19 protein-coding genes and 1 riboswitch are annotated in these 26,781 nt (G+C 72.5%); of the genes, 13 read left to right on the top strand and 6 right to left on the bottom strand.

What is annotated here, in order from left to right; all coding sequences use genetic code 11:
* Positions 1–59 precede the first annotated feature (59 nt).
* Complete coding sequence (locus tag ABZ635_RS12845; RefSeq protein ID WP_357763371.1) at positions 60–2,342, bottom strand: ATP-binding domain-containing protein; 2,283 nt, start codon at positions 2,340–2,342, stop codon at positions 60–62.
* A 377-nt stretch (positions 2,343–2,719) separates the two neighbouring features.
* On the opposite strand from ABZ635_RS12845, the gene ABZ635_RS12840 reads away from it, so the two are divergent.
* From ABZ635_RS12840 to thyX, 3 genes are all read left to right on the top strand, one after another.
* Positions 2,720–4,936: an anthranilate synthase component I gene (locus tag ABZ635_RS12840; protein WP_357763368.1), complete on the top strand. Its 2,217-nt coding sequence runs from the start codon at positions 2,720–2,722 to the stop codon at positions 4,934–4,936.
* A 124-nt stretch (positions 4,937–5,060) separates the two neighbouring features.
* Positions 5,061–5,201, top strand: coding sequence for a GPGG-motif small membrane protein (locus ABZ635_RS12835; protein WP_357763366.1), 141 nt, complete (start codon positions 5,061–5,063; stop codon positions 5,199–5,201).
* Positions 5,202–5,381: 180 nt separating this feature from the next.
* Positions 5,382–6,179 carry an FAD-dependent thymidylate synthase gene (gene thyX / locus ABZ635_RS12830; protein ID WP_357763364.1) on the top strand — a complete coding sequence of 266 codons (798 nt, stop codon included), beginning with the start codon at positions 5,382–5,384 and terminating at the stop codon, positions 6,177–6,179.
* A gap of 64 nt (positions 6,180–6,243) precedes the next feature.
* Here the strand turns inward: thyX and ABZ635_RS12825 are convergent, their stop codons facing one another.
* The gene (locus ABZ635_RS12825; RefSeq protein WP_357763361.1) at positions 6,244–7,803 is read right to left on the bottom strand and encodes a serine/threonine-protein kinase; all 1,560 of its coding nucleotides are present in this window, start codon (positions 7,801–7,803) and stop codon (positions 6,244–6,246) included.
* A 200-nt stretch (positions 7,804–8,003) separates the two neighbouring features.
* Between ABZ635_RS12825 and ABZ635_RS12820 the strand changes: the two genes are divergently transcribed.
* The 10 genes from ABZ635_RS12820 to ABZ635_RS12775 all read left to right on the top strand — a co-directional run bounded on the left by ABZ635_RS12820 (position 8,004) and on the right by ABZ635_RS12775 (position 22,820).
* Positions 8,004–9,188, top strand: a complete 1,185-nt coding sequence (locus ABZ635_RS12820) for an amidohydrolase (protein ID WP_357763359.1) — start codon at positions 8,004–8,006, stop codon at positions 9,186–9,188.
* A gap of 330 nt (positions 9,189–9,518) precedes the next feature.
* Entirely contained in the window at positions 9,519–10,001 is a 483-nt protein-coding gene (locus ABZ635_RS12815; protein WP_357763356.1) for an SRPBCC domain-containing protein, read from the top strand.
* 271 nt (positions 10,002–10,272) lie between these two features.
* Complete coding sequence (locus ABZ635_RS12810) at positions 10,273–11,673, top strand: NAD(P)/FAD-dependent oxidoreductase (RefSeq protein ID WP_357763354.1); 1,401 nt, start codon at positions 10,273–10,275, stop codon at positions 11,671–11,673.
* A gap of 199 nt (positions 11,674–11,872) precedes the next feature.
* Complete coding sequence (locus tag ABZ635_RS12805; RefSeq protein ID WP_357763456.1) at positions 11,873–12,616, top strand: CDP-alcohol phosphatidyltransferase family protein; 744 nt, start codon at positions 11,873–11,875, stop codon at positions 12,614–12,616.
* Between the two features lie 224 nt (positions 12,617–12,840).
* On the top strand, positions 12,841–15,345 hold the full coding sequence (locus ABZ635_RS12800) for a mannose-1-phosphate guanyltransferase (protein ID WP_357763454.1): 2,505 nt from the start codon (positions 12,841–12,843) through the stop codon (positions 15,343–15,345).
* A gap of 621 nt (positions 15,346–15,966) precedes the next feature.
* Complete coding sequence (locus ABZ635_RS12795; RefSeq protein WP_357763351.1) at positions 15,967–16,509, top strand: FHA domain-containing protein; 543 nt, start codon at positions 15,967–15,969, stop codon at positions 16,507–16,509.
* A gap of 170 nt (positions 16,510–16,679) precedes the next feature.
* On the top strand, positions 16,680–17,153 hold the full coding sequence (locus ABZ635_RS12790; RefSeq protein WP_357763348.1) for a bifunctional nuclease family protein: 474 nt from the start codon (positions 16,680–16,682) through the stop codon (positions 17,151–17,153).
* A 412-nt stretch (positions 17,154–17,565) separates the two neighbouring features.
* Positions 17,566–18,066 (top strand): MerR family transcriptional regulator, encoded by a 501-nt coding sequence (locus ABZ635_RS12785; protein ID WP_357763345.1) that lies wholly within the window; start codon positions 17,566–17,568, stop codon positions 18,064–18,066.
* A 157-nt stretch (positions 18,067–18,223) separates the two neighbouring features.
* Positions 18,224–18,314: riboswitch (glycine riboswitch) on the top strand.
* A gap of 97 nt (positions 18,315–18,411) precedes the next feature.
* The gene (gene gcvP / locus ABZ635_RS12780; RefSeq protein WP_357763342.1) at positions 18,412–21,309 is read left to right on the top strand and encodes an aminomethyl-transferring glycine dehydrogenase; all 2,898 of its coding nucleotides are present in this window, start codon (positions 18,412–18,414) and stop codon (positions 21,307–21,309) included.
* 248 nt (positions 21,310–21,557) lie between these two features.
* Complete coding sequence (locus ABZ635_RS12775; protein WP_357763339.1) at positions 21,558–22,820, top strand: tetratricopeptide repeat protein; 1,263 nt, start codon at positions 21,558–21,560, stop codon at positions 22,818–22,820.
* Between the two features lie 72 nt (positions 22,821–22,892).
* On the opposite strand, the gene ABZ635_RS12770 is transcribed toward ABZ635_RS12775, so the two are convergent.
* The 4 genes from ABZ635_RS12770 to ABZ635_RS12755 all read right to left on the bottom strand — a co-directional run bounded on the left by ABZ635_RS12770 (position 22,893) and on the right by ABZ635_RS12755 (position 26,668).
* The gene (locus ABZ635_RS12770) at positions 22,893–23,081 is read right to left on the bottom strand and encodes a DUF5999 family protein (protein ID WP_357763336.1); all 189 of its coding nucleotides are present in this window, start codon (positions 23,079–23,081) and stop codon (positions 22,893–22,895) included.
* A gap of 234 nt (positions 23,082–23,315) precedes the next feature.
* Positions 23,316–24,761 (bottom strand): threonine/serine exporter family protein, encoded by a 1,446-nt coding sequence (locus ABZ635_RS12765; RefSeq protein ID WP_357763333.1) that lies wholly within the window; start codon positions 24,759–24,761, stop codon positions 23,316–23,318.
* A 218-nt stretch (positions 24,762–24,979) separates the two neighbouring features.
* A complete protein-coding gene (locus tag ABZ635_RS12760; protein WP_357763331.1) occupies positions 24,980–25,717 on the bottom strand; it encodes a response regulator transcription factor in 738 nt (245 codons plus the stop codon).
* A 114-nt stretch (positions 25,718–25,831) separates the two neighbouring features.
* Positions 25,832–26,668 carry a PD-(D/E)XK nuclease family protein gene (locus tag ABZ635_RS12755; protein WP_357763328.1) on the bottom strand — a complete coding sequence of 279 codons (837 nt, stop codon included), beginning with the start codon at positions 26,666–26,668 and terminating at the stop codon, positions 25,832–25,834.
* Positions 26,669–26,781: the final 113 nt, after the last annotated feature.

Raw genomic sequence — 26,781 nt, 5'->3', positions numbered from 1 at the left:
GCCATGACCGGCGCGCGACGACCGCTCCCGCGTGGTGTCCGGGCCCGGAACCGGTGCGCTCACCCGAGGCGCCCCAACGGGTCCGGCAGGGCGGCCTCGTGCGCGACCGTCAGGCGCCGGGTCGCGCGGGTCACCGCCACGTACAGGTCGTTGGCGCCGCGAGGACCGGCCAGCAGCTCCTCGGGACGCACGACGACCACGGCGTCGAACTCCAGGCCCTTGGACTCGGTCGCCGTCAGCACCACCACGGCGTCCCCCGGGGTGTCGCGGGCCCCGGCGTCCGCGCGGGTCGCGTCCGGAAGGGACCGGGCCACCTCGGTGAGCGAGGCGTCGGAGGTGACGACCGCGATCCGGCCCGAGCCGATCACCCGGCGCTCCTCGGCGACCAGGGCGGGCAGGTCGCCGGGGCCGCTGATCCGCACCGCGCGTGGGGCGTCCCCGTCCTCCCGGACGGACTCGGGCACCTCCTGGTCGGGCGCGGCCTCACGCAGCACGTCCGCGGCGATGGCCATGATCGGCGCAGGGGTCCGGTAGTTGACCCTCAGGCGCTCCACGTGCAGCTTGCCGGGTGCGTACGGTTCCAGGGCCTCCTCCCAGGAGCGGGCTCCGGCCGCGCTCCCCGTCTGGGCGATGTCGCCGACCACGGTCAGGGACCGGGTCGGTACGCGGCGCATCACCGTGCGCCAGGCCATCGGGGACAGTTCCTGGGCCTCGTCGACGATCACGTGCCCGTACGCCCAGTCGCGGTCCCGCGCGGCCCGGTCGGCCGTGCTCCGGTCCGGTCCCGTGTCGCGGTGGCGTTCGGCCAGCAGGGCCGCGTCCAGGCCCTCGCGCGGGTCCTCGGTGAGCCCGGTGAGGTCCAGGACCCCCTGCGCGTAACGGACCTCGGCCTCCCGCGCGGTGTCCCGGCGCCGTTGGCGGGCCCGCTCACGGCTGTCGTCCCGGCCGAGCAGCTCGGCCGCCTCGTCGAGCAACGGCACGTCCTCGACGGTCCAGGGGGCGTCGGCCGGACGGGCCAGGGACCCGGCGTCACCGACCCCGGCCCGGGCGCCCGCCCGGTCCAGGGCGACGGGGTCCGCGTACAGATCGCCGATCAGCTCCTCGGGGGTGAGGTCGGGCCACAGCGCGTCCAGCGCCCGCCGGACGGGTTCCTCCTCCCAGAGCCGTGCCCCCGCGTGCGGCAGGTCCTCCTCCGTCACCGGGCGGCCCAGACGCAGGGACTCGGCCCGGGCCAATTCCCCGAGCAGGGTGTTCACCGCGTACTTACGGGCGGTGTTGTGCGGCAGTCGCAGGCCGCGGGTGGTCTCCAGCACGCGCTCGCACACGTGCGCGGGCACCGTCAGGGTTCCCGTGTCGGCCTCCACACGCAGGTCGGCCTCGCCGAACGCCCTGAGGGGCGACCGCTGGCGGTCGGCCAGGGCCGCGCGGACCAGGTCGACCATCCGCAGGCCGCCCTTCACCGCCGCGACCGCGTGCCGGTCGCGGGCCGACGCCTCCACACCGGGGAAGAGCCCGCCGACCGTGCGCATCACCACGTCGGTCTCCCCGAGAGAGGGGAGCACGTCGCCGACGTAGCGCAGGAACGCCGGGTTGGGGCCGACCACCAGCACGCCCCGGCGCTCCAGAACGCGCCGGTGCGTGTACAGGAGGTAGGCGGCGCGGTGCAGGGCGGCGACCGTCTTGCCGGTGCCCGGACCGCCCTGGACGACCAGGACGCCCGACAGCCGGGCCCGGATGACCCGGTCCTGTTCGGCCTGGATGGTGGAGACGATGTCGGCCATGCGCCCCGTGCGGCCGCGCCGGAGGGAGGCGAGCAGGGCCGCCTCCCCGACCAGCTGGCGGCGGTCGCCCTCGGTGAGGCCGTCGACGTCGAAGACCTCGTCGTCGAGGCCGACGACCCGCCGCCCGCGAACCCGCAGGTGGCGGCGGCGCGTGACCCCCTCCGGGTCGCTGGGCGTGGCGGCGTAGAAGGGGCGGGCGGCGGGGGCTCGCCAGTCCACGAGGATGGTGTCGTACTCGGAGTCGCGCAGCCCGATGCGTCCCACGTAGCGGGCCTCGGAGTCCCCGGGGCCGTGGGCGACGTCGATCCGGCCGAAGCAGAGCCCCTCCTCGACGGCCCCGAGTTGTGCCCCGCGGCGGGCGTGCTCGTAGGAACGGGTCTCGCGCTCGACGATGGCGGCGTACCCGGCGCGTTCCTGGAGGTGGGCGTCGGCCAGCCTCCGCCCGGTCCGGGCGCGCAGGGCGTCCAGGCGTGCGTACATGGCGTCCACACGGGCCTGCTCGACCGCGAGAGCGGCCTCCTCGGCTGAGGCGGCCGAAACTTCTGATTGACAGGAGTCCATGTTGCGGTTATCCTAGCGAAGAGGAAGTCTGTGGAATCTTGCGAAGATGTGCGGGGCGCCGTAGCCTAGCAGACGAACCCGCCCCTGTGCCATCCCTCTGCCCGGCCTCCGTTCCGGGCGTTCGCGCCGACCCCTCCCGATCCGGGCGGGGCTTTTTCGTTTCCGGGCCCACCGGGCGTCGGGTACCCGCTACACTCGGCCCCATGCGAACCAGCCCGACCAGCCAGGGACAGTGGTGGCGCCGCTCCTAGGCGGCGCACCGACAGTTCGCGATCCACGAACACCGCAGCGACCGCCCCGGACCGGCGGTCGTTTGTCGTATCCAACGGCCCCGGACGGCGATGGACACCCGACCGCAGAGCGCCAAAGGACCGGCAGTGAAGCCCAGCGACGCACCCACCACCACGTACCGCACCCCGAGCGGCGTGACCGTCCACCGCACCACCACCCCGTGTGACCCCGAAACCCTCACCGAACTCGTCAGTTCGGTGGAGTACCGGCGGGGCGGGGTCCTGTCCTCGGGTATGGAGTACCCGGGCCGCTACGACCGCTGGCACCTGGGGTACGTGGACCCGTGCCTGGAGATCTCCACCCGGGGAAGGCGCGTCACCGTCGAGGCCCTCAACGACCGGGGCCGGGTCCTGCTGCCCGTCCTGGCCGACGCGCTCGACGCCGTGCCGGGCGTGACCGATCGGGAGCGGGGGGCGGGCCGCGCCGCCGTGACCGTGCCCGAAGCCGACCCCGGCACCTTCTTCACCGAGGAGGAGCGCAGCCGCCGCCCCAGCGTGTTCACGGCCCTGCGCGCGGTCGTGGCGGCCCTGCGCAGTCCCGAGGACCCCAACCTCGGCCTGTACGGCGCCTTCGGCTACGACCTCGCCTTCCAGTTCGAGCCGGTCGAGCGGCACATCGACCGCGACCCCGCCGACCGCGACCTGGTCCTGCACCTTCCCGACGCCCTCGTGGTGCGGGACCGCAAGCGCGAGACGTGCGTGCGGCACACCTACGAGTTCACCGTCCCCGCCGACGGGGCGCGCGCCGAGGCCACCACCCTGGGGTTGTCGCGCGCCACCGAGCCCACCCCGCCGGTGGTCCGCGCCGAGGTGCCGCCCGGCCCGCGGCCCGGCTCCTACGCCCAGGTGGTCGCCGAGGCCAAGAAGCGGTTCCGCAGGGGCGACCTCTTCGAGGTGGTCCCCGGACACCGCACCTACGCGCGCTGCTCCTCCCCGGCGCGCTTCTACGAACTGCTGCGCGAGCGCAACCCCGCGCCCTACGAGTTCTTCTTCAACCTGGGCGGGGGCGAGTACCTGGTCGGCGCCTCCCCGGAGATGTTCGTGCGGGTCACGGGGGAGCCGGGCTCCGGGCAGCGGGTGGAGACCTGCCCCATCTCCGGAACCATCCGGCGCGGTGAGGACGCCCTCGGCGACGCCGAGAACATCCAGGAGCTGCTCTCCTCGGTGAAGGAGAAGTCCGAGCTCACCATGTGCACGGACGTGGACCGCAACGACAAGTCGCGCGTGTGCGAGCCCGGCAGCGTCCGCGTGATCGGCCGCCGCCAGATCGAGATGTACTCACGGCTGATCCACACCGTCGACCACATCGAGGGCACCCTGCGCCGCGACTTCGACGCCCTGGACGCCTTCCTCACCCACATGTGGGCGGTGACCGTCACCGGTGCGCCCAAGACCTGGGCGATGCGCTTCATCGAGCAGCACGAGACCAGCCCGCGCCGCTGGTACGGCGGTGCCGTCGGCGTGGTCAACTTCGACGGTTCCATGAACACCGGCCTCACCCTGCGCACGGCCCACATCCGCGACGGGGTGGCGGCTGTACGGGTGGGGGCGACCCTGCTCTACGACTCCGACCCCGAGGCCGAGGAGAAGGAGACCTTCCTCAAGGCCCGCGCTCTGCTGGAGACCCTCGCCCTGGGGGAGGAGGACGCCGACGGCGCCGGACGGGCCGCCGCCGAAGCCGAGGACGCCGGGGGCCCCCGGCCGGGAGCGGGCATGAGGGTCCTGCTCGTGGACCACGAGGACTCCTTCGTCAACACCCTCGCCGACTACGTGCGCCGCCACGGAGCCGAGGTCACCACGATCCGGTACGGGTTCGCTCCCGAACTCCTGGACCGACTGGCCCCGGACCTGGTGGTGCTCTCGCCCGGGCCCGGGCTGCCGGAGGACTTCGCCATGGCGGACCTGCTGGACGCCCTGGCCGCCCGGGACCTGCCGGTGTTCGGGGTGTGCCTGGGACTCCAGGGCATGGTCGAGCACGCCGGTGGGGAACTGCGCTCCCTGGACGAGCCGGTGCACGGCAAGCCGGGCCGGGTCCGGGTGACCGGAGGGCGGCTGCTCGCCGGTATGGGCGAGGACGGCGCCTTCCCCGCCGCCCGCTACCACTCCACGCACAGCACCCCCGACCTCGTGAAGGGCTTCGAGGTCACCGCGGTCCTGGACGAGCCGGGCGGTGATCCCGTGGTGATGGCGATCGAGGACCCCGTGGCGCGCTGGTACGCGGTGCAGTTCCACCCGGAGTCGATCCTCACGGCGAGTGTCGGCGAGGGCGTCGTGGCCCGCGTCCTTGAGCTGGCCCGAGGCTGAACCGGCGGGGGCGGCGGCGCGACCCGTGTCACAGTGACCGCCGCCCACCTGCGCCGACGCCGTGTGAAGGGAAGAGTCCACCGGGACGAAGTTTGACCGGATCGTGACCGGACAGGGGTTGTGCATGGGTATTTTGCTATCAATTCTCGGGATCGTCCTCATCGTCTCCGGTGTTCTGGGAGTGCTGCGCGGTCAGCTCCTCTGGGGTGCCGCGGCCATCGTCCTCGGCCTCTTCGTCGCACCCGGCTACTTCTACGGCCTCTAGCGCCGCGTCCGGCCGGGGCGGTGGCGTGCCTCGCACGGCCGACCACGGCCGACCTGCGGGACGTGTACTCTCGGGGGAGGTCAATCGGCCCCGCCCCACACACGCTCCCGTGCTCCGGACACCCCTGGTCGCGGCCCTGACGCGTGCCCTGGTGCGGGGGAGTTGCTAGGAGAGGGTGCCGTGAAGAAGGTCGAGCCCCAGGTCCGCCTGGTTGCACGTCCGCAGGTGGACTACGACGCGATCGCCGACTACCTCAAGGAGGTCGGCGGCGAGGCGTGGTTGGAGCGGTTCGACCGGGGTGAGCTCGACGCCCACCTCAACGACCCCCAGAACCTCGCCGAGTTCGCCGGACGCCTGTGCTACCGGTCGTGGGAGCCGGGCCTGAACCCCAACGTCACCCGCGTGCGCAAGGACCAGGACGCCTACCTCGGCAACATCCTGGCCAGCCTGCACGGTTCGGTGCTGGAGCACGTGAGCTTCAGTTTCGTGCTGCACAACGTCTCGCGGGTCCTCACCCACGAGCTCATCCGGCACCGGCCCGGTGTGGCGGTCTCCCAGGAGTCGCTGCGGTTCGTGCGCCTGACCGACCTGCCGTTCTGGTTCCCCGAGTGGGCGGAGGAGGACCCGGAGCTGATGGAGCGCGCCTCCGCGATGCTCCAGCAGATGGAGGACTTCCAGTTCTGGATGGCCGAGCACTTCGGTCTGGACGACGAGGGGGTCAAGTTCGCGGAGAAGAAGCACAAGACCTCCTTCATGCGCCGCTTCGCCCCCGAGGGTGTGGCGACCGGCCTCGTGTGGACCGCGAACGTGCGCACCCTGCGGCACACCCTGGAGGCCCGTACGGCCCCCGGCGCCGAGGAGGAGATCCGTCTGCTGTTCAACCTCGTCGGCGAGACGCTGAAGGAGGAGGCCCCGGCGCTCTTCGGCGACTACACCGTCGAGGACGGCGTGTGGGTCCCCCAGTACCGCAAGGTCTGAGCCCGGTCGCCTGGGCGCCCGCACCGGTTCCCGGTGCGGGCGCCGTCGTACGCGCGGGCGGGTGTCACGGGAAGAAGTGTTCGGACAGGCGGTGGATCTGCGCTATCCCGTCCTCCCCCAGGGTGTAGTCGACGTCCACCACGACGTGCACCTCGGGCCGGATCGCGCTCGGCCGGTTCTCGGCGAAGTAGCCGAGCACCTCCTCGCGTTGGACCGGCGTGCGGCCGTAGCCGGAGTTGTCGATCTCGCCCCGGCCGTGCTCGGCGATCAGCTCCGGAGGGCACAGGAGTGAGACGCAGTAGAGGTCGGCGTCGTCAGGTATCCGTGCCCACAGCGGCTCCGATCCGGAGAAGTCCTGTTCGTGAATGCCGAACTCCGGGTCGGACGGCTCGTCCAGGTACCGGAACGGGTGGAGGCCGACCGCCTCCTCCTCCGGGCGCGGAGTGTCGGGTTCGGCGGACCATCCGAGCAGGGCCGGGGTGGTGACCACGGACGGCGGCGCGGACGCGGTGTCGGAGGGCACTTCCTCCGGCTCGTCGCCGACCTGCGCCGAGCGCCCGAGCCACCATCCGCCGGCGACCACCGCGAGGAGCAGGGCCGTGGCTCCGGCGCCCAGTGCCAGGGCGCGCCCCCGGGTTCCCCGGGAGGGAGCGGGGTGGGTACCGACCCGTACCCGGTGCCGTCGCGTGGGCGCCTCGGGAACCCCGGACCAGCTGTGGCGGAGCAGTTCGGTGACCGCCCTCGCCGCGGCCTCGGCGGAGTCCGCTCCCGGCCCGCCGCCGGTCTCCCGGACGAGTTCGGCCGCGCTCGGGCGCCGCTCGGCCGACTTGTCCAACGCGCGTTCGACCAGGGGTGCGAGCGGCCCGGTCAGGCCGGTCAGGTCGGGGGCCTCGTGCAGGACACGGTAGGAGACGGCGTCCGGCGCGCCTCCCCCGAAGGGCGACCGTCCCGTCGCCGCGTAGGCCACCAGGGCGCCCCAGGCGAACACGTCGTCGGCGAAGGTCGCGGCCTCGCCCCGGTAGTGCTGAGGGCTGATCCATCCGGCCGAACCGATGACCGACCCCGTACGGGTCAGGGCGGTCTCGTCGACGGCGCGGGCGATGCCGAAGTCCAGGACCCGGGGGCCGGACGGGGAGAGGATGACGTTGGCCGGTTTGAGGTCGCGGTGCACCACCCCCTGGGAGTGCACGCTCAACAGCGCCTCCGCCACGCCGGCGGCCAGTCCGCCCCACAGCTCGGGGGCGAGGGGTCCGTGCTCGCGCACGTGGGCGCCCAGGGTGGGCCCCTCGATGAGCGGGGTGACCAGCCAGGGGCGGTCGGCGGCCGTGTCGGCGTCCAGCAGGGGCACCACGCAGGCGCCGCCGACCCGGCGGAGCAGGGCCACCTCACGGGCGAACCGCGCGCGGAAGTCGGCGTTCTCCGCGTACTCGGCGTGCACGGTCTTGACCGCCACGGCCTGACCCTCGGGGGTGGACGCCGCGTAGACGACCCCCATCCCGCCCGCGCCCAGGCGTTTGAGGACGCGGTAGCGACCAATGCTGCGGGGTGCGTTCGCGGGGAGGGCCTCCGCGGACGCGGGCAGGCGCACCTCCACCGTGTCGGGGGGAGTTCTCGTGGGTGACATGGGGCTCCGAAGGGGACGAAGTCGTGGTGTCCCGGACGCTAGCACCCGTACCGGTCGGCCGGCGCCCGTGGAACCGGTGCGTCCGGCCTCCGGGCGTTCCCGGGCCGCGCGCGGCGTCGGCGGAGCCGCCCCGGCCTCGGCGGTTGGCGTGGGGGCCGCCATCCCCTATTTTTCGGTATACCACTAAGAGGAAGGTTGTCATGACCGAGCAGACGAGCCCCACGATCTTCCGCGACGTCCGCCCGATGGGAGGCGACCCCGTCGACCTGGTGGTCATCGACGGACGGGTGGCCGACCGGGTGCCCGACGGTCGGGCCGACGTCGTCGACTGCGGCGGCCGGATCGCCCTGCCCACCCTGGTCGACGCGCACATCCACCCGGACAAGACCTCCTGGGGCGAACCCTGGCAGTCCCGGCGTCCCGCGCGGGGGATCGGCGAGCTGGGTGAGCAGGACGCCGAGTTCTTCCGCAGCTGCCCCAGCCCCGTGGCCGACCGGGCCGAACGCCTCATGGGCCACGCCGTCACCCGGGGCACCCGTGCGATGCGGGCCCACGCCGACATCGCCCCCGCCTACGGCCTGGACGGGCTGCACGGCGTCCGAGAGGCGGCCCGGCGCCTGGCGCACGCCCTGGACGTGCGGATCGTCGCCTTCCCCCAGCACGGGGTCCGGCGCGCCCCCGGCACGGACTCCCTGCTGGAGGAGGCGCTGCGCACCGGCGCGGCCGACCTGGTCGGCGGCATCGACCCCGAGGGCTTCGACGCCGACCTCGACGGCCAGCTCGACCTCGTGTTCGGCCTCGCCGACCGGTACCGGGTGGGAGTCGACCTCCACCTGCACGACAGCGGCGCCGTGGGATCGCGCACCATGCGGGCGATCATCGAGCGCACCCGTGCGCTGGACATGGGCGGAAACGTCACCGTCAGCCACGCCTTCGGCGTCACCCCGGCGGCCGAGGACTTCGCGTCCGTGGCCGCCGCCCTCGGGGAGGCCGGGATCGCGCTCACCACGGTCGCTCCCGACCCGGCCCGGGTGCTGCCGGTCGCGCGCCTGCGCGAACACGGGGTGCGCGTCGGTGTGGGCTCGGACGGGGTCCGCGACTCCTGGAGCCCGTTCGGCGACGCCGACATGCTGCACCGCGCCCACCTTCTGGCCCGGGCCCTGCGCGCTCGGCTCGACGAGCAGCTGGAGGACGCCTTCCTGACCGCCGCGCACGACGGCGCGTCCCTGGTCGGCCTGGAGCGGGCCGACTTCACGATCGGGGCGCCCGCCGACTTCCTCCTGGTGGACGGCGAGTGCCTGGCCCAGGTCGTGGTGGACACGCCCCGACGCCACGCCGTCGTCCGCGCGGGACGGGTCGTGGCCCGCGAGGACCGGCTGGTCTGAGGGGCCCGCGTTCTCCGGGGCGAACGGAAGAAATCTGAAAGCCTTGCGCACTAGGTTTCTTGGCGGACGGACGCTGAGGCGGCGGTGGTGGAACCACGGCCCCCGGTGAGGACGCGGACCCGGGCCCTGCCACCCGGGTACCCGGAGCGGTCAGGACGGGACCGCTCGTTCGTTCGGGCCGGTCGGGACGGGACGGGCCCGTGACTGTGGGGGCGGCGGTGGGTGGGAAGAGTGCTGACCGCCGCCCCGCCATCCGTACTTCGTCGGTGCCCCGGGTTAGGGTCGTGGCGCGCGTCCGGACCGCCCGGACGACGGTCGGAGAGGGGCCCCGTGGGCACGGAGCAGCGGGAGAACGGACGGATCGACCGGGCGACACGGGTGGTGGCCGCGCCGCCGTCCGAGGTGTACGCGGCGCTGACCGACGGCACGGCCCTCCAGGCCTGGTTGCCGCCGGAGGACATGGCAGGCCGGATCGAGAACTTCGACGCCCGGATCGGCGGCGGGTTCAGCATGGTGCTCACCTACCTCGACGCCGACACCGCGAGCGGCAAGACCACCGAGTCCACCGACGTCACCAACGTTCGCTTCGAGGAACTCGTGCCCGACGACCGCGTCGTCCAGTCCGTCGACTTCGCCTCGGACGACCCCGCCTTCCACGGCACCATGACCATGAACTGGCGGATGGAGGCCGTCCCCGAGGGCACCCGGGTGACGGTCGAGGCCACGGACGTGCCCCGGGGCATCCGGCCCGAGGACCACGAGACGGGTCTGACCTCGTCACTGGCCCACCTCGCCGCCCACGTCGAGCCCTGACCCGGGGCCCCGCTCCGACTCCCCGCCGGGGCGTGCGCGCGGCCGGTCGGCGATCTCCCGGACCAGCACGGCCGGGTCCTGACCCTCGCTGATCACCGGACGCGTGGGGCGGATGGGACGCCGGTGAGCGCACCCCGTCGTCCAGGGCCTCGGCCAGGAGGTCCCCGCGAGGGAGAGCGTCAGCCGCTTCCTCTGGTGTGTCCTCCCTGGTCGGGACAGATCGGGCGCTTAGGGTCGCACTAGTCGGCCGCCGACACGGAGGGGGAGCGCGATGAGCGAGGACGTGGGCGCGGAGATCACCGAGGAGGACATCTCCGGCACGGAGGACGGGCAGGGGGAGGCCGCCCGTGCCCAACCCGAGCCGCGCGGACGCGAGGCGGCGCCCGGACGCGGCCACACCATCGTCGTGGGCGCCGGAATGGCCGGTCTGGCCGCCGCCGACCGCCTCGCCGAGAACGGTGAGCGGGTCACCGTGGTCGAGGCCCGCGACCGCACCGGCGGACGCATCCACTCGGTGCGCGACTGGGAGGGGACGACCCTGGACGTGGGGGCCTCCTGGATGCGCGGTGAGGAGAACAACCCGCTCTCCCGGCTGGTCGAGGAGGCGGGCGCTCGCACCGCCGTGTTCAACCGCGCCACCGAGACCGCCTACGACCCCAAGGGGCGCAGGCTGCTGTTCGACCGGCACCGCCGCAACCTGGAGGACGTCAACCTCCTCCACGAACACATGTACTGGGCGACGGTCGGCGCCAGCCCGGAGGAGTCGATGGAGGAGGGCATCAACCACGCCCTCTACGACGCCAACCTGGTGCGCTCCCGGGCCAGGGACGCCGCCGAGATCGTCCACCGCATCGCGGAGACCGATCACGGGGCGGACGCCGAGGAGGTCGCCTTCACGGCGGTCGCCTCACGGCACGAGTTCAGCGGCGACGACGTGGTCTTCCCCGAGGGCATGAGCCAGCTCACCGACCACCTCGCCCGGGGTCTGGACGTGCGTCTGGAACACGTGGTCCTGGAGGTCGCCCACGACGACGAGGGTGCCTCGGTGCGGGTGGACACCCCCGACGGCGAGGAGACGCTGACCGCCGACCGCGTCCTGGTCACGCTGCCCCTCGGGGTCCTCCAGTCGGGTCAGGTCGGCTTCACCCCCGAACTGCCCGAGGACAAGCGCGCCGCCCTGTCGAGGCTGGGCAACGGCCGACTGGAGAAGCTTTTCCTCCGCTTCGACGACGTCTTCTGGGGCGACGCCGAGGTACTGGTCCACCTCGGTACGGAGGAGGGCACCTGGTTCCACTGGTACGCGGGGCAGAACGTCCTCGGCCAGCCCATCCTGGTGAGCCGCAACGGCGGCAACGCCGCGCGCTTCCTCGCGGGCATGGAGGACGGGGAGGTCGTCGAACACGCCATGGCCTCGCTACGCGGCATGTTCAAGAAGGCCCCGGACCCGGTGGAGCACCACCTCACGCACTGGATGGACGACCCCTTCGCGCGGGGAGGGTTCTCGTTCACCGCGGTCGGAGCCGGGGACGGCGACCGGGTGGCGCTGGGCGACCCGGTCGGCGACCGGCTCTTCTTCGCGGGGGAGGCCACCGAGACCGAGCACACCGCCACCGTGCACGGCGCCCTGCTCTCGGGGCGCCGCGAGGCCGACCGCGTCCTGGGTCGGGGCTGAGCCTCCGACGGGGCCTCGTCCACGCAGGTCACGGCCCGGGCCCGGGCGAACTCCGTACGCGGTACGATTGGCGTGCGGACGTCCGTCCGGGACCCGGTCCCGGCCTGGCGCGCGATGGCGGGGACCGGCGTCCCCGCCCGTTATCGTGGGCGGTATGGGGCGATCCGCGGAAGTAGGCAGACACGAGGCGGGGGGCAGCGTGGCCAGCCCGGTGGTCAGTGACCGCATCTGGACGGTTCCCAACCTGTTGAGCATGCTCCGGTTGTTGGGCGTGCCGCTGTTCCTCTGGCTCATCCTGGTACCGCAGGCGGACTGGTGGGCGCTGCTCGTGCTCGCCCTGGCCGGACTCAGCGACTGGCTGGACGGCAAGATCGCCCGCGCCTGGAACCAGGCCACCAAGCTGGGGCAGATCCTCGACCCGCTCGCCGACCGCCTGTACATCTTCGCGGCCCTGCTCGGCCTGGTCCTGCGCGGCATCATCCCCTGGTGGCTGATGGGCATCCTGGTGCTGCGCGACGTCCTCATCCTCGGCGCGCTGCCGCTGCTGCGCCACTTCGGCTACGGTCCGCTGCCGGTGAACTTCGCGGGCAAGGCCGCCACCCTGTGCCTGCTGTACTCGTTCCCGCTGCTCTTCATCGCCGGGTACGCGTCGGTCGTCGGAGATGTGGCCCGGATTATAGGTTGGGCCTTCGCGCTGTGGGGAACGGCTCTCTACTGGTGGGCCGGACTGCTCTACGCCGTCCAGGGTCTGCGTCTGATCGACCAGACCCGCCGCGACGAACGCGCTGATCACACGGATTCCCGGGACAGCGACCCCGCACGCGGCCACGGCGTGGACGGACCCGACCCGTCCGCTCCGGCGACCGCTGACGGCGCCTCCGGCGCGGAACCCGAGGGCTCGGACGGACCGGGCCCGTCGGACCAGGGCGGGACCGCGCCCTGATCCACCGAGCGAACCGGCGGACCGGCTCACCAGAGTCCTGTCGGATCGAAAGGGAGTGTCGTCTCCGCAATGAGAACATGTCCCACCGCGCGCGACCGTGCGCGTTCCGAACACCAGTCCTTCGCCGCGTCCTGTGACGGCACGGCAGCGCGGGGGTGCCCGCGATGACCGCGCCCGACCCCACGACCCGGCCCCCGCACGCGGACCAGCCCGCGCCGCCCCCCATGAAGGCCGTGGTGATGGCGGGGGGCGAGGGCACGCGCCTGCGCCCGATGACCGCCAACCAGCCCAAACCGCTCCTGCCGGTGGTCAACCGCCCCATCATGGAACACGTGCTGCGCCTGCTGCACAAACACGGTTTCACCGAGACCGTGGTCACCGTCCAGTTCCTGGCCACCCTCATCCGCAACTACTTCGGCGACGGCGAGGAGCTCGGCATGCGGCTCCACTACGTCGCGGAGGAGGTGCCGCTGGGCACTGCGGGCAGTGTCAAGAACGCCGAGGAGCACCTGCGCGGCGAGCCGTTCATCGTCATCTCCGGCGACGCGCTCACCGACATCGACCTGACGGACATGGTCCGGTTCCACAAGGAGCGCGGGGCCAAGGTCACCATCGCCCTGAAGCGGGTGCCCAACCCGCTGGAGTTCGGCATCATCATCGTGGACGACCAGGGGCGCATCCAGCGCTTCCTGGAGAAGCCCACCTGGGGTCAGGTCTTCTCCGACACCGTCAACACCGGCATCTACATCATGGAACCGGAGGTACTCGACCGGGTCGCCGCCGGGGAGGTGGTCGACTGGTCCGGCGACGTCTTCCCCGAACTCCTGGAGGAGGGGGAGCCGCTCTACGGCTATGTCGCCGACGGCTACTGGGAGGACGTGGGCACCCACGAGAGCTACCTCAGCGCCCAGGCCGACGTGCTCTCCGGCCGGGTCGACGTCGAGATCGACGGGTTCGAGGTCTCTCCCGGTGTGTGGGTCGGCGAGGGTGCCGAGGTCGATCCCGGCGCCGTGCTCAAGGGCCCGCTCTACGTCGGTGACTACGCCAAGGTCGAGGCCGGGGCGGAGCTGCGCGAGTACACCGTGGTCGGCAGCAACACGGTCGTGCGGGCGGAGGCCTTCTGCCACCGCACCGTGCTGCACGACAACGTCTTCGTCGGCCGGGGCGCCAACCTGCGCGGCACCGTGATCGGCAAGAACACCGACGTGATGGCGGCCGCCCGGATCGAGGAGGGCGCGATCGTCGGCGAGGACTGCGTCATCGAGTCCGAGGCGTACGTGAGCAACGACGTCAAGGTCTACCCGTTCAAGACCATCGAGGCCGGGGCGGTGGTCAGCACCAACGTGATCTGGGAGTCGCGCGGGCAGCGGTCCCTCTTCGGTCCCCGGGGGGTCTCCGGGCTGATCAACGTGGAGATCACCCCCGAGCTCGCCGTGCGCCTGGCCAACGCCTACGCCACCACACTCAAGAAGGGCGCGATCGTCACGACCTCCCGTGACGTCTCGCGCGCGGCGCGCACCCTGAAACGGGCGGTCATCAGCGCGCTCACGGCCGCCGCCATCGAGGTGCGCGACCTGGAGGTGGTCCCGCTGCCGGTGGCGCGTTTCCACACGTCGCAGAGTGGTGTCAGCGGTGGCATCACCGTGCGCACCAGCCCCGGCGACCCGGAGTCCGTGGACATCATCTTCCTGGACGGCCAGGGAGCCGACCTGTCGCCCGGGGCACAGCGCAAGCTCGACCGGGTCTTCTCCCGGGCCGAGTACCGGCGGGCCTTCCCCGGGGAGATCGGGGAGCTGTCCTTCCCCTCCCGCAACGTGGAGCACTACACCCACGAGCTCCTGAGGTCCGTGGACACCTCCGGTGTGGCCGAGGCGGAGCTCAAGGTGGTGGTCGACTGCGCGGGCGGCACCGGTTCGCTGATCCTGCCCTCTCTGCTGGGCCGGATCGGTGTGGACGTGCTCACGGTCAACAACCGGCTGGACGAGGCCTCGCCCACCGACACCGTCGCGAAGAAGATGCGCGACCTGGAGCGGTTGGGCGAACTGGTCGCCAACTCGGGGGCCGACTTCGGAGTGCGCTTCGACCCGGTGGCCGAGCGGCTCTCCATCGTGGACGAGAACGGTGAGCTGGTCGACGGCGACCGCGCGCTCCTGGTGGTGCTGGACCTGGTGGCCGCCGAACGCGGCGGCGGCCGGGTGGCGCTGCCGGTCACCACGACCCGGGTCGCGGAGAAGGTGGCACGTTCGCACGGCGCCGAGGTGCTGTGGACCGCGACCGCCACGGACGAGCTGACCAAGGCGGTGCTTGCCGATGGGGCGGAGATCGTCTTCGCGGCCGACGGCCGGGGCGGCTTCGTCGTCCCCGAGTTCAGTCCGACCAGCGACGCGATCGCGGCGTTCGTGCGTCTGCTCGGGCTGGTCGCGCGGACCCGCCGGTCGCTCGGCCAGATCGACCGTGCGATCCCCCAGGCGCACCTGCTGCGCCGTTCGGTGCCCACCCCGTGGGCGGTCAAGGGGAGCGTGATGCGCGCGGTCGTGGAGGCCGCGGGCGAGCGTGAGCTGGACACCACGGACGGGGTGCGGGTGATCGAGCCCGACGGCAGCTGGGCGCTGGTCCTGCCGGACACGGCGGAGGCCGTCACACATCTTTGGGCGGAAGGTCCTGATTCGGACACCGTGCAGCGTCTGCTCGACGCGTGGGCCGCCGTGGTGGAACGGGCCGACGGCTAGGCGCCGACCGGTGGGGCGCGCGTGGGCGCGGGCGGTTCGGTCGTCCGCGCCCACGCGCCGTGTCGGGTGCCTCGCGCGGGGTGCGTGCCCGTCACGCCGTATCCGGGGACGAAGCGGACGAAGGAGCAGGTCCGGGCAGGGGGCGGAAGTTCGCGGAAATCCACCCGGTGTCACCGAGAACCAAACACCCGGGTCGCGCATCAGTTCCAGAACAGGTGGAGGTCTCCTACGAGGACCAGAACCGGTCGCGGCGGCGCCCCGGGCGTCGAGGGGGCCGACTCGTCCGGCGGGCGCCCGCAGGGCGTTCGCGGCGGGCCGAGGGGGAGCGAAACCCTGTCTGGACAGGGATATGGTTTAAAGTCGAGTGTTCCCTGAGGCACCGTGTCACCACCCGCCACGGGAATCCCGGCGACGGCGGACATCCAACGGGGGTGACAAGGAGTCCTACTTGGGGGATGAGACCTAGCGACCGACCGTGTGGAGCGGTCCACTGCCCTGGCAGTGGAACGACCCACCGTGTCCCGGACGGTGTGCGGGCCCCTGGCCCGCCCGTCGACCGGGACGCGCCACCGACCAGCCGAATCAAGCACCGCCCCGTGCGGTAGGAGGCCGAGCCGACCTATGTCGAGCGTTTACTGCACGCAGTGCGGTCACGCCGTTGCGGATGATGCCCGTTTCTGCTCCCACTGTGGAACTCCGGTCCGCAGGGCCGAACAGCAGAGCCAACGGCCCAACGCCGGCGGCGACTCCGCGGGAGACGTCACGTCGACCATCTCCATCTCCGGTATACAGGCGCTGGAGGAGGAGGAACAGGGCGTCGAACTCGGCGGTGACGACCCCGCCAGCACCGACGCACTCCCTCCCGGAACCGCCTTGCTGGTGGTCCGGCGGGGCCCCAACGCGGGGAGCCGCTTCCTGCTGGACAGCGACGTGACCACCGCTGGCCGCCACCCCAACAGCGACATCTTCCTCGACGACGTCACCGTGTCCCGGCGCCATGTGGAGTTCTTCCGCCGTGGCAACGGTTTCGGGGTTCGTGACGTCGGCAGCCTCAACGGCACCTACGTCAACCGCGAACCGGTGGACGAGGCCGAGCTGGGCGGCGGGGACGAGATCCAGATCGGCAAGTTCCGGATGGTCCTGCTGACCAAGCCGCGCCGATGACGCCGCGCTGACCACGGTCGACGGGGGCGGGTGTGCCGATGAGGTTTGCGGCCCCCCGCCTCCGGAGAGCTTTGTAACGAAGGGTGCCGATTTCTCCCTCGGGTCCTGATCCGACGGGGGAGCAGGGACGAGCGCCCATCCGGCATGACGACTCGTGGGACGGAGCCGCTGTGAAGCACATGGAGGTCGTCGGCGTCCGGGTTGAGATGCCCTCGAACCAACCGATTGTCCTGCTCAAGGAATCCGAGGGGGACCGCTACCTGCCGATCTGGATCGGCGGTGTGGAGGCCTCCGCGATAGCGCTGGCCCAGCAGGGCGTCTCGCCCGCGCGCCCGCTCACCCACGACCTGTTCCGTGACGTCCTGGACGCCCTGGACACGGGCCTGGAGACGGTGAACATCACCGGTCTGAGCGACGGCGTCTTCTACGCCGAGCTGGTCTTCAGCAACGGCGTGGAGGTCAGCGCCCGCCCCTCGGACTCCATCGCCCTCGCCCTGCGCACCGGCACGCCGATCTACGCCCACGAGGACGTGATCGAGGAGGCCGGGATGCCGATCCCTGACGAGCAGGAGGATCAGGTCGAGGCGTTCCGGGAGTTTCTGGACAACATTTCGCCGGAGGATTTCGGCCAACGTGGTACCTGAGGCGGTCGGGGCTCGCCCTCGCGGGCCCCGATCTCTTTGTCGCGGCCGTGACCTGCAAGTTCTTCGGTCGTAGTGGTGATAGATTGGGTGAACGGAATGGTCGTGGAGGGCGCAGCCGAAAACCGACCGACGGGTTTCGGCCTGACGGGGTCCGGCGCCGCGGCCCCGTTGGCGTGCGCACTTGGCGACGCGCCGCGCGCCTTCGTTGACGCTGCCCTGCGGTCGTCCTACCGTCAGTGCTGTGAAACCCACGGCGCGCCCGTTCTCTGAGTGGACTCCCCTGTCGATGCCGCCGTGGGACGAGAAGCCGGAGGTCGGCGTGGCGGTAGCGAGCGGCAAGCGGGATCACCATGACAGGCGGTCCGCGCTGCGGCTAGCGGGGCAGCAGGGCCTACTGTGCGAAGAGGACGTGATGGCGCTGCCTACGGACGTCGGGTATCGGGGCCCAGCGGCGTGTACGGCCGCCGGGATCACCTATCGACAGCTGGACTACTGGGCCAGGACCGGCCTGGTGGTGCCCAGCGTGCGCACCGGTGCCCATAACGCCCCGTTGTACAGTCTGCCCGACATCCTGATGCTCAAGGTGGCCAAGCGGCTCCTGGACACCGGGATCTCCCTCCAGCAGATCCGTACCGCCGTCGACCACCTGCGCGGTCGCCCCGCCGCGGAACTGTCCCGCATCACCCTGATGAGCGACGGCGTCAGCGTCTACGAGTGCACCTCTCCCGACGAGGTCGTCGACCTCATGCAGCGGGGGCAGGGCATGTTCGGGCTGGCCCTGGCCAACGTCTCCCGCGAACTTGAGGAGGCGCTCGGGGTGGTTCCGGCCGAGGAGCGGGCCGACCTGCCCGTCGCCGCGCCCCAGGCCGTGGACGAACTGGCCCTGCGGCGCCGGGAGCGGCGCACCGGGTGAACCTGGCGGTCGCGCCGTCATCGGCTCGCCGAATCCGGGGCAAGGCGTGCCCTGGCGCGGTGCCGCGGTGCCCGATCGAGTACGGTCGTAGTCACAACGGGGATGAAAACCGACATTCGTCCTGCTTGTACACACATACAGAGCGTCAGTAGGCCGCTGATACCGCACGGGAGAGACCTCGGCAACGGGGCGCCGACGGGGCAATACTCCCCAGTAACCTCTCAGGCACCATGGACCGCGCGGAGGAGGCCGCTCTGAAGCCTGGGCGCGGTCGTGCCCGGTGACAGAGGGGGAGACCGTGAGGAACACCGCCGACCCGATCGGCCCTGTCACCAGGAGGTCTCCGTGCCTGACCCGTCGAACGCCCCCACCCCGGGAGCCCCCGCCCGGGTGTTCGCCGACCGCCACATCGGACCCGCCCCCGCCGAGACCGACGAGATGCTCAAGACGGTCGGCTACGGCTCCACCGCCGAGCTCATGACCGCGGCCGTGCCCGCGTCCATCCTCAGCGCCCCGGGCCGCAGCGCCGCGCTCGACCTGCCCGAGGCGGTCGGCGAGGCCGAGGCCCTCGCCGAGCTCCGCGAGCTGGCCTCGCGCAACCGGCCCACCACGCCGATGATCGGCCGCGGCTACTACGGCACGCTCACGCCCCCGGTCATCCTGCGCAACATCATGGAGAACCCCGCCTGGTACACGGCGTACACGCCCTACCAGCCCGAGATCTCCCAGGGCCGTCTGGAGGCCCTCATCAACTTCCAGACCATGGTCTCCGACCTCACCGGTCTGCCCATCACCGGAGCCTCCCTGCTGGACGAGGCCACCGCCGCCGCGGAGGCCATGACCCTCGCGCGCCGGGCCAGCAAGGTCAAGAGCGACGTTTTCGTCGTCGACGCCGACGTCTTCCCGCAGACCCTCCAGGTCCTGCGCACCCGGGCCGAACCCCTGGGCATCGAGGTCGTCGTCGCCGACCTCACCCGGGGCCTGCCCGAGGGCGACGCCTACGGCGTCCTGGTCCAGTACCCGGCCTCCAGCGGGGTCGTGCGTGACCCGAGCGCCGTCATCGCCCAGGCACACGAGCGCGGGGCCCTGGCCGTGGTCGCCGCCGACATCCTCGCGCTGACCCTCCTGCGTAGCCCCGGCGACCTCGGCGCCGACATCGCGGTCGGCTCCACCCAGCGCTTCGGCGTGCCGCTCGGATTCGGCGGACCGCACGCCGGCTACATGTCGGTGGGGGAGAAGCTCCGACGCCAGCTGCCCGGCCGCCTGGTCGGCGTCTCGGTCGACGACGCGGGCAAGCCCGCCTACCGCCTGGCCCTCCAGACCCGCGAACAGCACATCCGCCGTGAGAAGGCCACCAGCAACATCTGCACCGCGCAGGTCCTGCTGGCCATCATGGCCGGGATGTACGCGGTCTACCACGGTCCCGACGGGCTGCGCGCGATCGCCCGCCAGGTGCACACCCGCACGGCCGCCCTGGCCCGGGCCCTCACCCGGCGCGGCTTCGAGGTCGTCCACGGCTCCTACTTCGACACCCTGCGCGTGCGCGTGCCCAGCGCCGACCGCGTGGTCGAACGCGCCCTGGAGGCCGGAGTCAACCTGCTGGGCGTCGACCAGACCACGGTCGGCCTGAGCGTGGACGAGACCACCACCGTCGCCGACCTGGAGACGGTACTGGCCGCCTTCGGCGAGGCCGACCGCGGAGCCGGTCGGGCCCCGGTTGCCGTGGACGAGGACGCCGACCTGCTGCCCGCCGACCTCGCGCGCGGCGTCGACTACCTCACCCACCAGGTGTTCAACACCCACCGCAGCGAGACCTCCCTGCTGCGCTACATGCGCCGCCTGTCCGACCGCGACCTGGCGCTGGACCGCACGATGATCCCGCTGGGCTCGTGCACCATGAAACTCAACGCCACGGCCGAGATGGAGTCCATCACCTGGCCGGAGTTCGCGGGCCTGCACCCCTTCGCCCCGCTCGACCAGGCCGCGGGGAGCGTCTCGCTCATCCGCGACCTCGAGGGATGGCTGGCCGAGGTCACCGGTTACGACGCCGTGTCCCTCCAGCCCAACGCCGGTTCGCAGGGCGAGCTCGCCGGACTGCTCGCGATCCGGGGCTACCACCGCTCGCGCGGTGACGAGCACCGGGACGTCTGCCTCATCCCCAGCTCCGCGCACGGCACCAACGCCGCCAGCGCGGTCATGGCGGGTATGCGGGTGTCCGTGGTGGCCTGCGCCGAGGACGGCAACGTCGACCTCGACGACCTGCGGGCGAAGATCGCCAAGCACGGCGGGGAGCTGGCGGCCATCATGGTCACCTACCCCTCCACCGCGGGCGTGTACGAGGACACCATCACCGAGGTCTGCCGGCTGGTCCACGAGGCGGGCGGCCAGGTCTACGTGGACGGCGCCAACCTCAACGCCCTGGTCGGTTGGGCCAAGCCGGGCGAGTTCGGCGCCGACGTCAGCCACCTGAACCTGCACAAGACCTTCTGCATCCCGCACGGCGGCGGCGGCCCGGGCGTGGGCCCGGTCGCGGTCCGCTCGCACCTGGCCGGCTTCCTTCCCAACCACCCAGGGCAGCCCGGCGCGGGCCCGCACACCGGGGTGGGTCCGGTCTCGGCCGCCCCGTTCGGCTCCGCGGGCATCCTGCCCATCTCCTGGGCGTACGTGCGCATGATGGGCGGCGACGGCCTGCGCGCGGCCACCGAGACGGCCGTGCTCTCGGCCAACTACGTGGCCAAGCGCCTGGAACCCCACTACCCGGTGCTCTACACCGGTGAGAACGGGCTGGTCGCGCACGAGTGCATCATCGACATCCGCCCGCTCCAGAAGGCCACGGGCATCAGCAACGAGGACATCGCCAAGCGCCTGATGGACTACGGCTTCCACGCGCCCACGATGTCCTTCCCGGTCAACGGCACGCTCATGGTGGAGCCCACCGAGAGCGAGAACCTCGCCGAACTGGAGCGGTTCGTGCGGGCGATGATCTCCATCCGGGGCGAGATCGACCGCGTGGCCAAGGGTGAGTGGGACGCCGAGGACAACCCGCTGCGGCGCGCCCCGCACACCGCCGAGGCGGTCACCGCCGACGAGTGGGACCGGGCCTACACGCGCGCCGAGGCCGCGTACCCGCTCGCGTCGCTGCGCCAGGACAAGTACTGGCCGCCGGTCGGCCGGATCGACCAGGCCTACGGCGACCGCAACCTGGTCTGCTCCTGCCCGCCGCCGGAGGCCTTCGAGCTGTAGGCGAGCGGACTCGGGACGTGCGCGTTCCGGGGCCTGAGTACGAGGGGGCGCCCGCCCGTGTGCGAGGGGGCGCCCCCCTTGCGCGTGCGCGGCGCGCTCCCGGGCGTGCCCGCGCGCACCGCGACGGTGGAGGAGCGGCGCGTTAGAGTTTGCACAGCCGCCGACCCCGCCCAGACCGGTCGCGGTCACGCCTCGCGGTCCGCGCTCCCCGTCGCTCGGGCCCCACACCCCCACGGAAAGCGGAACGAATGACCACGACGTCCGGAACCCCCGCGCGCTCTGGCCCCGCCGACCCACCGCGACCCGCTCCCAGGGCCACCGACCCGGAGGACGACCAGGACGCCGCCGCGTCCTCGTCGGAGTCCGTCCCGGACCTGTGCGACCAGGCCCGGGACCTCGCGGAGAACGGACACCTCAAGAGAGCCGCCACGCTCTACCAACGGGCGGTCGCCGCCAACCCGCCGCCCCGCGCGCAGGCTCGGGCGCTGCTCGGCCTGGCCGTGGTCCAGGACCAACGCGGGGACACGGCCGCGTCCCGGGAGGCGGCACGACGCGCCCTGGCCACCGGCGACACCCGGTACGCCCCGCGCGCCGCCCACCACCTCGCCCTCTCCCTGGAACAGGAGGGCGACCACGGCGAGGCGGTCCGCACCTGGCACCGCCTCCTGGACCTGGGCGGCCCGGCCCGCGTCGCCGTGGCCCACTACGGGCTGGCACGCGAGGCGGAACTGCGCGGCGGGGACGAGGAGGCGGAGCGGCACTGGGAGGCGGCCCTGGAGCTCCCGCCCGGCGACGAGGCGATCAGCCGCCTGCACGCGGCCACGGTCGCGGAGGCCGCCCGCGACCTCGCCGGGCGGCTCCTCGCACGGGGACGTCCGGACGCCGCCGCCCTCGCGGTCGAGCGCGGTCTGAGCGTCGGCGACGATCCCGGGCTGCGCCTGCTGCGCGCCGCCACTCACCTGGAACGCGCCATCGCGGACGCGGGCACGGTGGTCGACCCCGCGTCCCCGTCAGAGGAGGAGCGCGGGCGGACGGAGCCCCGCACCTCGGGCGCGGCGGTGGAGCTGCTCGCGGGACTGCTGTCCCTGCGGGGGGAGCCGGACGCCGCGGCGCGGGTCTGGCGGGCCGGTCTGGACGACCGCGACCGGGAGACCGCGGAGGCGGTACGCGCCCGTCTGCGCAGACCCTTCGCCCACGAGCCGTCCGGGGACGGGGAGGAGCACCCCCAACCGTGGTGGGAGGGGTACCTGGAGGAGGCGGTGGCCACCTCCAGCGCTCCTGCCCTGGCCGGGGAGCTGTTCGCGGTCCTCACACAGGTACACGCCCTGCTGGCGGTGCCGGTGGTCGAGGGCGAGTCCCGCCCGGCGGTCCTGCGCGCGGCCATGGAGACCGCGCTGCGCACGCCGAGCGAGCTGGTGTGGGGTGGCTCCCTGCACGCCGACTTCAGGCGGCGGCTCAGTGAGGCGGTGGGTGAGGACGTCCTGCCGGAGCAGTGGCCGGACGGGGGCTGAGCGGGCCCGGGCTTCCGTGGGGCGGTGCCGGGGCCGCGAAGGGCTCTCCCGAGGGCGCTCGCGGCGCTCGGTTCAGGCCGCGACCCGGGGGCGGTGCGGGGCCACGACAGCGCCGTCGGGGAGGAGCTCACCGGTGTCGTCGAACAGCACGACACCGTTGCAGAGCAGGCTCCAGCCCTGCTCGGGGTGGCTGGAGACCACACGGGCGGCTTCGCGGTCGGTGTCCTCGAAGGAAGGGCAGGAGGGTGAATGGCTGCACATGTCAGAGCCTTTCGTCGGTGTGCTCCTCGTTGAGCTGAGGCCAACGTTAGTGGCTGACATCACATGATGTTGCCGGTTTGGGCCGACAATGTTCCCCGGCGTGTCCTGTTGGCCTTCCACAAGTGGGACACGCCCCGTGCGCGTCCGGTTCCTCCCCGCCCTCACCGTGACCGGATGCGGCCAGACCCACCCGGCACGGCCCCGGAACCGGGACCGTGCCGACGGAGCGCGGACTCAGTAGCCGCCTCTGGTCCGGCGCGCCGCCGGGCGGCCTCTCATGCCCGCGCCGGCCAAGCCGCCCCGCTGGAACGCCCGCACCAACTCGCCGCCGAGGTTGACCCCCGCGCCCAGGGCCAGCGCCACCATGACCGCCTCGGCGATACTGAGCAGCCCCGACACCGCCGTGCCCTGGGTGATCTCGATCAGACCCCGGTAGAGGATGCTGCCCGGAAGCAGCGGCGCGATCGACGGGATCAGATACGGCAGCACCGGCCGCTGGGTGCGCCGGGCCAACCAGTGCCCGACCACCCCCACCGCCATCGCGCCCATGATCGTGCCCACCACCGGGGGCACCTCCAGCCACAGGCGCAGCCCGGCGTAGATCAGCCAGATCATCACGCCCAGGGCGCCGATCGTGGGCAGCATGCGCGGGGGGACCGCGAGGGAGATCGCGAACGCCATGGCGATCCCGGCCGCGCCGATCAGCACCGGGACGTGCATGGCGGTCCCGGCCGAGGGAAGGTTCTCCAGGTCCAGGTCGATGCCCAGCCGGGTGGCGGTGTAGGCCACGGAGACCACACCCGCCACGATCGCGCCCAGGATGAAGAAGGTCTCCAGCAGGCGCGCGGCCGCCGAGACGTAGCTGCCGCTGATGCCGTCCTGGAGGCTGGACACCAGCGGGCGGCCGGGCAGCAGCGCCATGATGTTGCCGGTGATGATCGCCCCGGCCTGGAGTCCGAGGTTCAGCTCGGTACTGGCCCACAGCAGGCCCACACCGATGGAGGAGGCCACCACGGCCGCCGCCGCCATCTGGTAGAACTCCGCGACCCCCCGGTTGGCCAGGAACACCGAGGTGCGGTCGCCCAGCACCGTGGCCAGGAACGCGACGGCCGCCACGATCAGGTCACGGGGTGTCAGACCGCCGCCCACCATGAGGCTGGCGCTGGAGGCGATCAGGCCGAAGCCCACCGCGATCATCCAGTTCGGGTAGGGCATACGGGCCCTGCGGATCTGCTCCAGACGCGCGTTGGCGTCCTCCAGCTCCAGCAGCCCCAGCGCCGCCTGCTGCACCAGGGTGTGCAGCTCGTTGACGCGGAAGTAGTCGAGGGTACGGCGGCGCACCACCCGCTCCCCGGTGACGGGAGGGCTGTCACCGCCCGGATGGGTGGACAGGGAGATGGTGGTGAAGGTGACCGACACCTCCGAGCGGGGCAGGTCGAAGGCGACCGAAAGGCTCAGCATGGCCTCGCTGACGGCCTCGGTGCCCTCACCGCTGGCCAGCATCAACTCGCCCACGCGCAGGACGAGGTTGATCACCCGGGCGTCCGGGAGGTGGACGTCCTCGTCGTCCTCCAGGTTGTCCGGGGTCAGCTCGCGTTCGTGCTCCGCGCGCCAGTCGCGCATCCGGCTGAGCATGAACTCCTCGCTCGGCGGACCCGAGCGATCCCGCTTGCTTGGCATGGCTGTACTCCGTTTCCTCCCCGTCGCCCGCACCCCTGATGATCGGCGTACCGCCTCGGCAACCCCAAGGGGGACGCCGCGTCCGTGCGCGCGGTTCGCCCTCCGGCCGCGGCGGCGGCGGTGAGTTCGGTCACCGGATCATCCTGTCAAGGGGCGTGGTTCGTCATGGTGGGCGACGCGCCGGGTCTCGGGCGCGCGCGGGGCTCGAACGACGGTGGTCAGGACGGAGGACCCGGGGCCCGAGAGTCGCGGGCCCCGTCCTGTTCCGTGTGCTGTCCGGGGCGGACCAGTCCGCTCTCGTACGCGTGCACGACGGCCTGCACGCGGTCGCGCAGGCCGAGCTTGGTGAGGATGCTGCCGACGTGGGACTTGACGGTGGTCTCGCCCACCACCAGGTGCGCGGCGACCTCGGCGTTGGACCAGCCCCGGGCGATGAGCCGCAGCACCTGGCGCTCGCGGACGGTGAGGGGGTCCTCGTCCGGTTCGGGTGCCGCGTCCGGCGTCGGCAGGAGGGGGGCGAAGCGGTCCAGCAGGCGGTGCAGGACGGTGGGGGAGACCACCGAGGCGCCCCGGGCGACCACCTCGACCGCCGACACGAGCTCGGTGGGCGGAACGTCCTTGAGGAGGAACCCGGAGGCGCCCGCGCGCAGCACTCCGATGACGTTCGCGTCCAGGTCGAAGGTGGTCAGGGCGAGGACGTGCACCCGGTGGCCCAGGGGGCGGGCCCACTCGACGATGCGCCGGGTGGCCTCGATCCCGTCCATGCCGGGCATGCGCACGTCCATGAGCACGACGTCGGGGAGCAGACCGCGCGCGGCCCGGACGGCCTCGCGGCCGTCCGCCGCCTCGCCGACCACGGACAGGTGGGGTGAGGACTCCAGGATCATGCGGAAGCCGGCGCGGACGAGGGGCTGGTCGTCGACGAGGAGGACGGAGACGGGTACGGAGTCGGACACGGCCCGATTCTCCCCTACAACGGGAGTTCTCGGGCCCCGAACCCGCCGGACTACCCGTGTTCGGGGTCGACGGGGCGCCGCCCTACCCCCGAACGGTCGCGGTACTCCGCCGGACTACCCGTGTTCGGGGTCGCCAGAGGCGGGAATCCAGGGACTCGGCAGCGGGGGCGGTGTCCCGCCGAACTCCGGGCACAGGGCCTGGTGCTCGCACCAGCCGCACAGCTTGCTGCGCCGCGGCTCCCACGTCCCGGCGCGCCCCGCCTCCTCGATCCGCGCCCAGATCCCGCCGATCTCGGCCTCGGCCGCCGCGAGTTCCTCTTCGGTGGGGTCGTACCAACGGACCGAACCGTCTCCCAGGTAGACGAGCTGGAGACGGGCGGGCACCACGCCCAGGTCCCGCCAGATCATCACCGCGTAGAAGAAGATCTGGAACTTGGCCTTGTCCTCGAAACGGGGGTGCGGTGACTTGCCGGTCTTGTAGTCGACCACGCGGATGCGTCCGTTGGCGGCCACGTCCAGCCGGTCCACGTAGCCGCGCAGCCGCAGGCCGGTGGGGAGCGCGACCTCCAGCCGCATCTCCCGCTCGCGCGGTTCCAGGCGCTCGGGGTCCTCCAGGTCGAAGTACCGCCGGACCAGGGTCCGGGCCGACTCCAGCCACGTGTCCAGCCCCTCCCCGCCGGGAAAGAGGTGTTCGGCGACCTCGGGCCTGCCGTCCCTGATCCGCGCCCACTCGGGGTCGACCAGGTCGACCGCGGTGCTCGGGGTACGGGTCCGCGCGGGCAGCTCGTAGAGCCGTTCCAGACACGCGTGGACCAGGGTGCCGCGCAGGGCGGCGGCGCTGGGAGCCTCGGGAAGGCGGTCGATGGCGCGGAACCGGAACAGCAGCGGGCACTGGAGGAAGTCCGAGGCCCGGGAGGGCGAGAGGGCGGACGGCAGGGGCGCGGTGGTCATGTTGCGAGCCTATGAGAGGCGCGGACCCGTCCGGGGCCTCCCACGGACCGGGGGCACGCGCCGACCCCGACCGCACCTGGCGGGGGCGCCCGGGGAACACGCCCTAGTGTGGA

The organism is Nocardiopsis sp. NPDC007018 (genome assembly GCF_040635075.1).
In the GTDB taxonomy this organism is placed as follows: domain Bacteria; phylum Actinomycetota; class Actinomycetes; order Streptosporangiales; family Streptosporangiaceae; genus Nocardiopsis.
This window is presented reverse-complemented; position numbering and strand designations above follow the sequence as displayed.

Excerpts from the sequence above, each read along its gene's own strand:
- ABZ635_RS12755 (WP_357763328.1), bottom strand. The coding sequence starts at position 26,668 with ATGACCACCGCGCCCCTGCCGTCCGCCCTCTCGCCCTCCCGGGCCTCG.
- ABZ635_RS12820 (WP_357763359.1), top strand. The coding sequence starts at position 8,004 with ATGACCGAGCAGACGAGCCCCACGATCTTCCGCGACGTCCGCCCGATG.
- ABZ635_RS12775 (WP_357763339.1), top strand. The coding sequence starts at position 21,558 with ATGACCACGACGTCCGGAACCCCCGCGCGCTCTGGCCCCGCCGACCCA.
- ABZ635_RS12770 (WP_357763336.1), bottom strand. The coding sequence starts at position 23,081 with ATGTGCAGCCATTCACCCTCCTGCCCTTCCTTCGAGGACACCGACCGC.
- ABZ635_RS12800 (WP_357763454.1), top strand. The coding sequence starts at position 12,841 with ATGAAGGCCGTGGTGATGGCGGGGGGCGAGGGCACGCGCCTGCGCCCG.
- ABZ635_RS12765 (WP_357763333.1), bottom strand. The coding sequence starts at position 24,761 with ATGCCAAGCAAGCGGGATCGCTCGGGTCCGCCGAGCGAGGAGTTCATG.
- ABZ635_RS12785 (WP_357763345.1), top strand. The coding sequence starts at position 17,566 with ATGGCGCTGCCTACGGACGTCGGGTATCGGGGCCCAGCGGCGTGTACG.
- ABZ635_RS12825 (WP_357763361.1), bottom strand. The coding sequence starts at position 7,803 with ATGTCACCCACGAGAACTCCCCCCGACACGGTGGAGGTGCGCCTGCCC.
- ABZ635_RS12810 (WP_357763354.1), top strand. The coding sequence starts at position 10,273 with ATGAGCGAGGACGTGGGCGCGGAGATCACCGAGGAGGACATCTCCGGC.
- ABZ635_RS12845 (WP_357763371.1), bottom strand. The coding sequence starts at position 2,342 with ATGGACTCCTGTCAATCAGAAGTTTCGGCCGCCTCAGCCGAGGAGGCC.
- ABZ635_RS12835 (WP_357763366.1), top strand. The coding sequence starts at position 5,061 with ATGGGTATTTTGCTATCAATTCTCGGGATCGTCCTCATCGTCTCCGGT.
- ABZ635_RS12795 (WP_357763351.1), top strand. The coding sequence starts at position 15,967 with ATGTCGAGCGTTTACTGCACGCAGTGCGGTCACGCCGTTGCGGATGAT.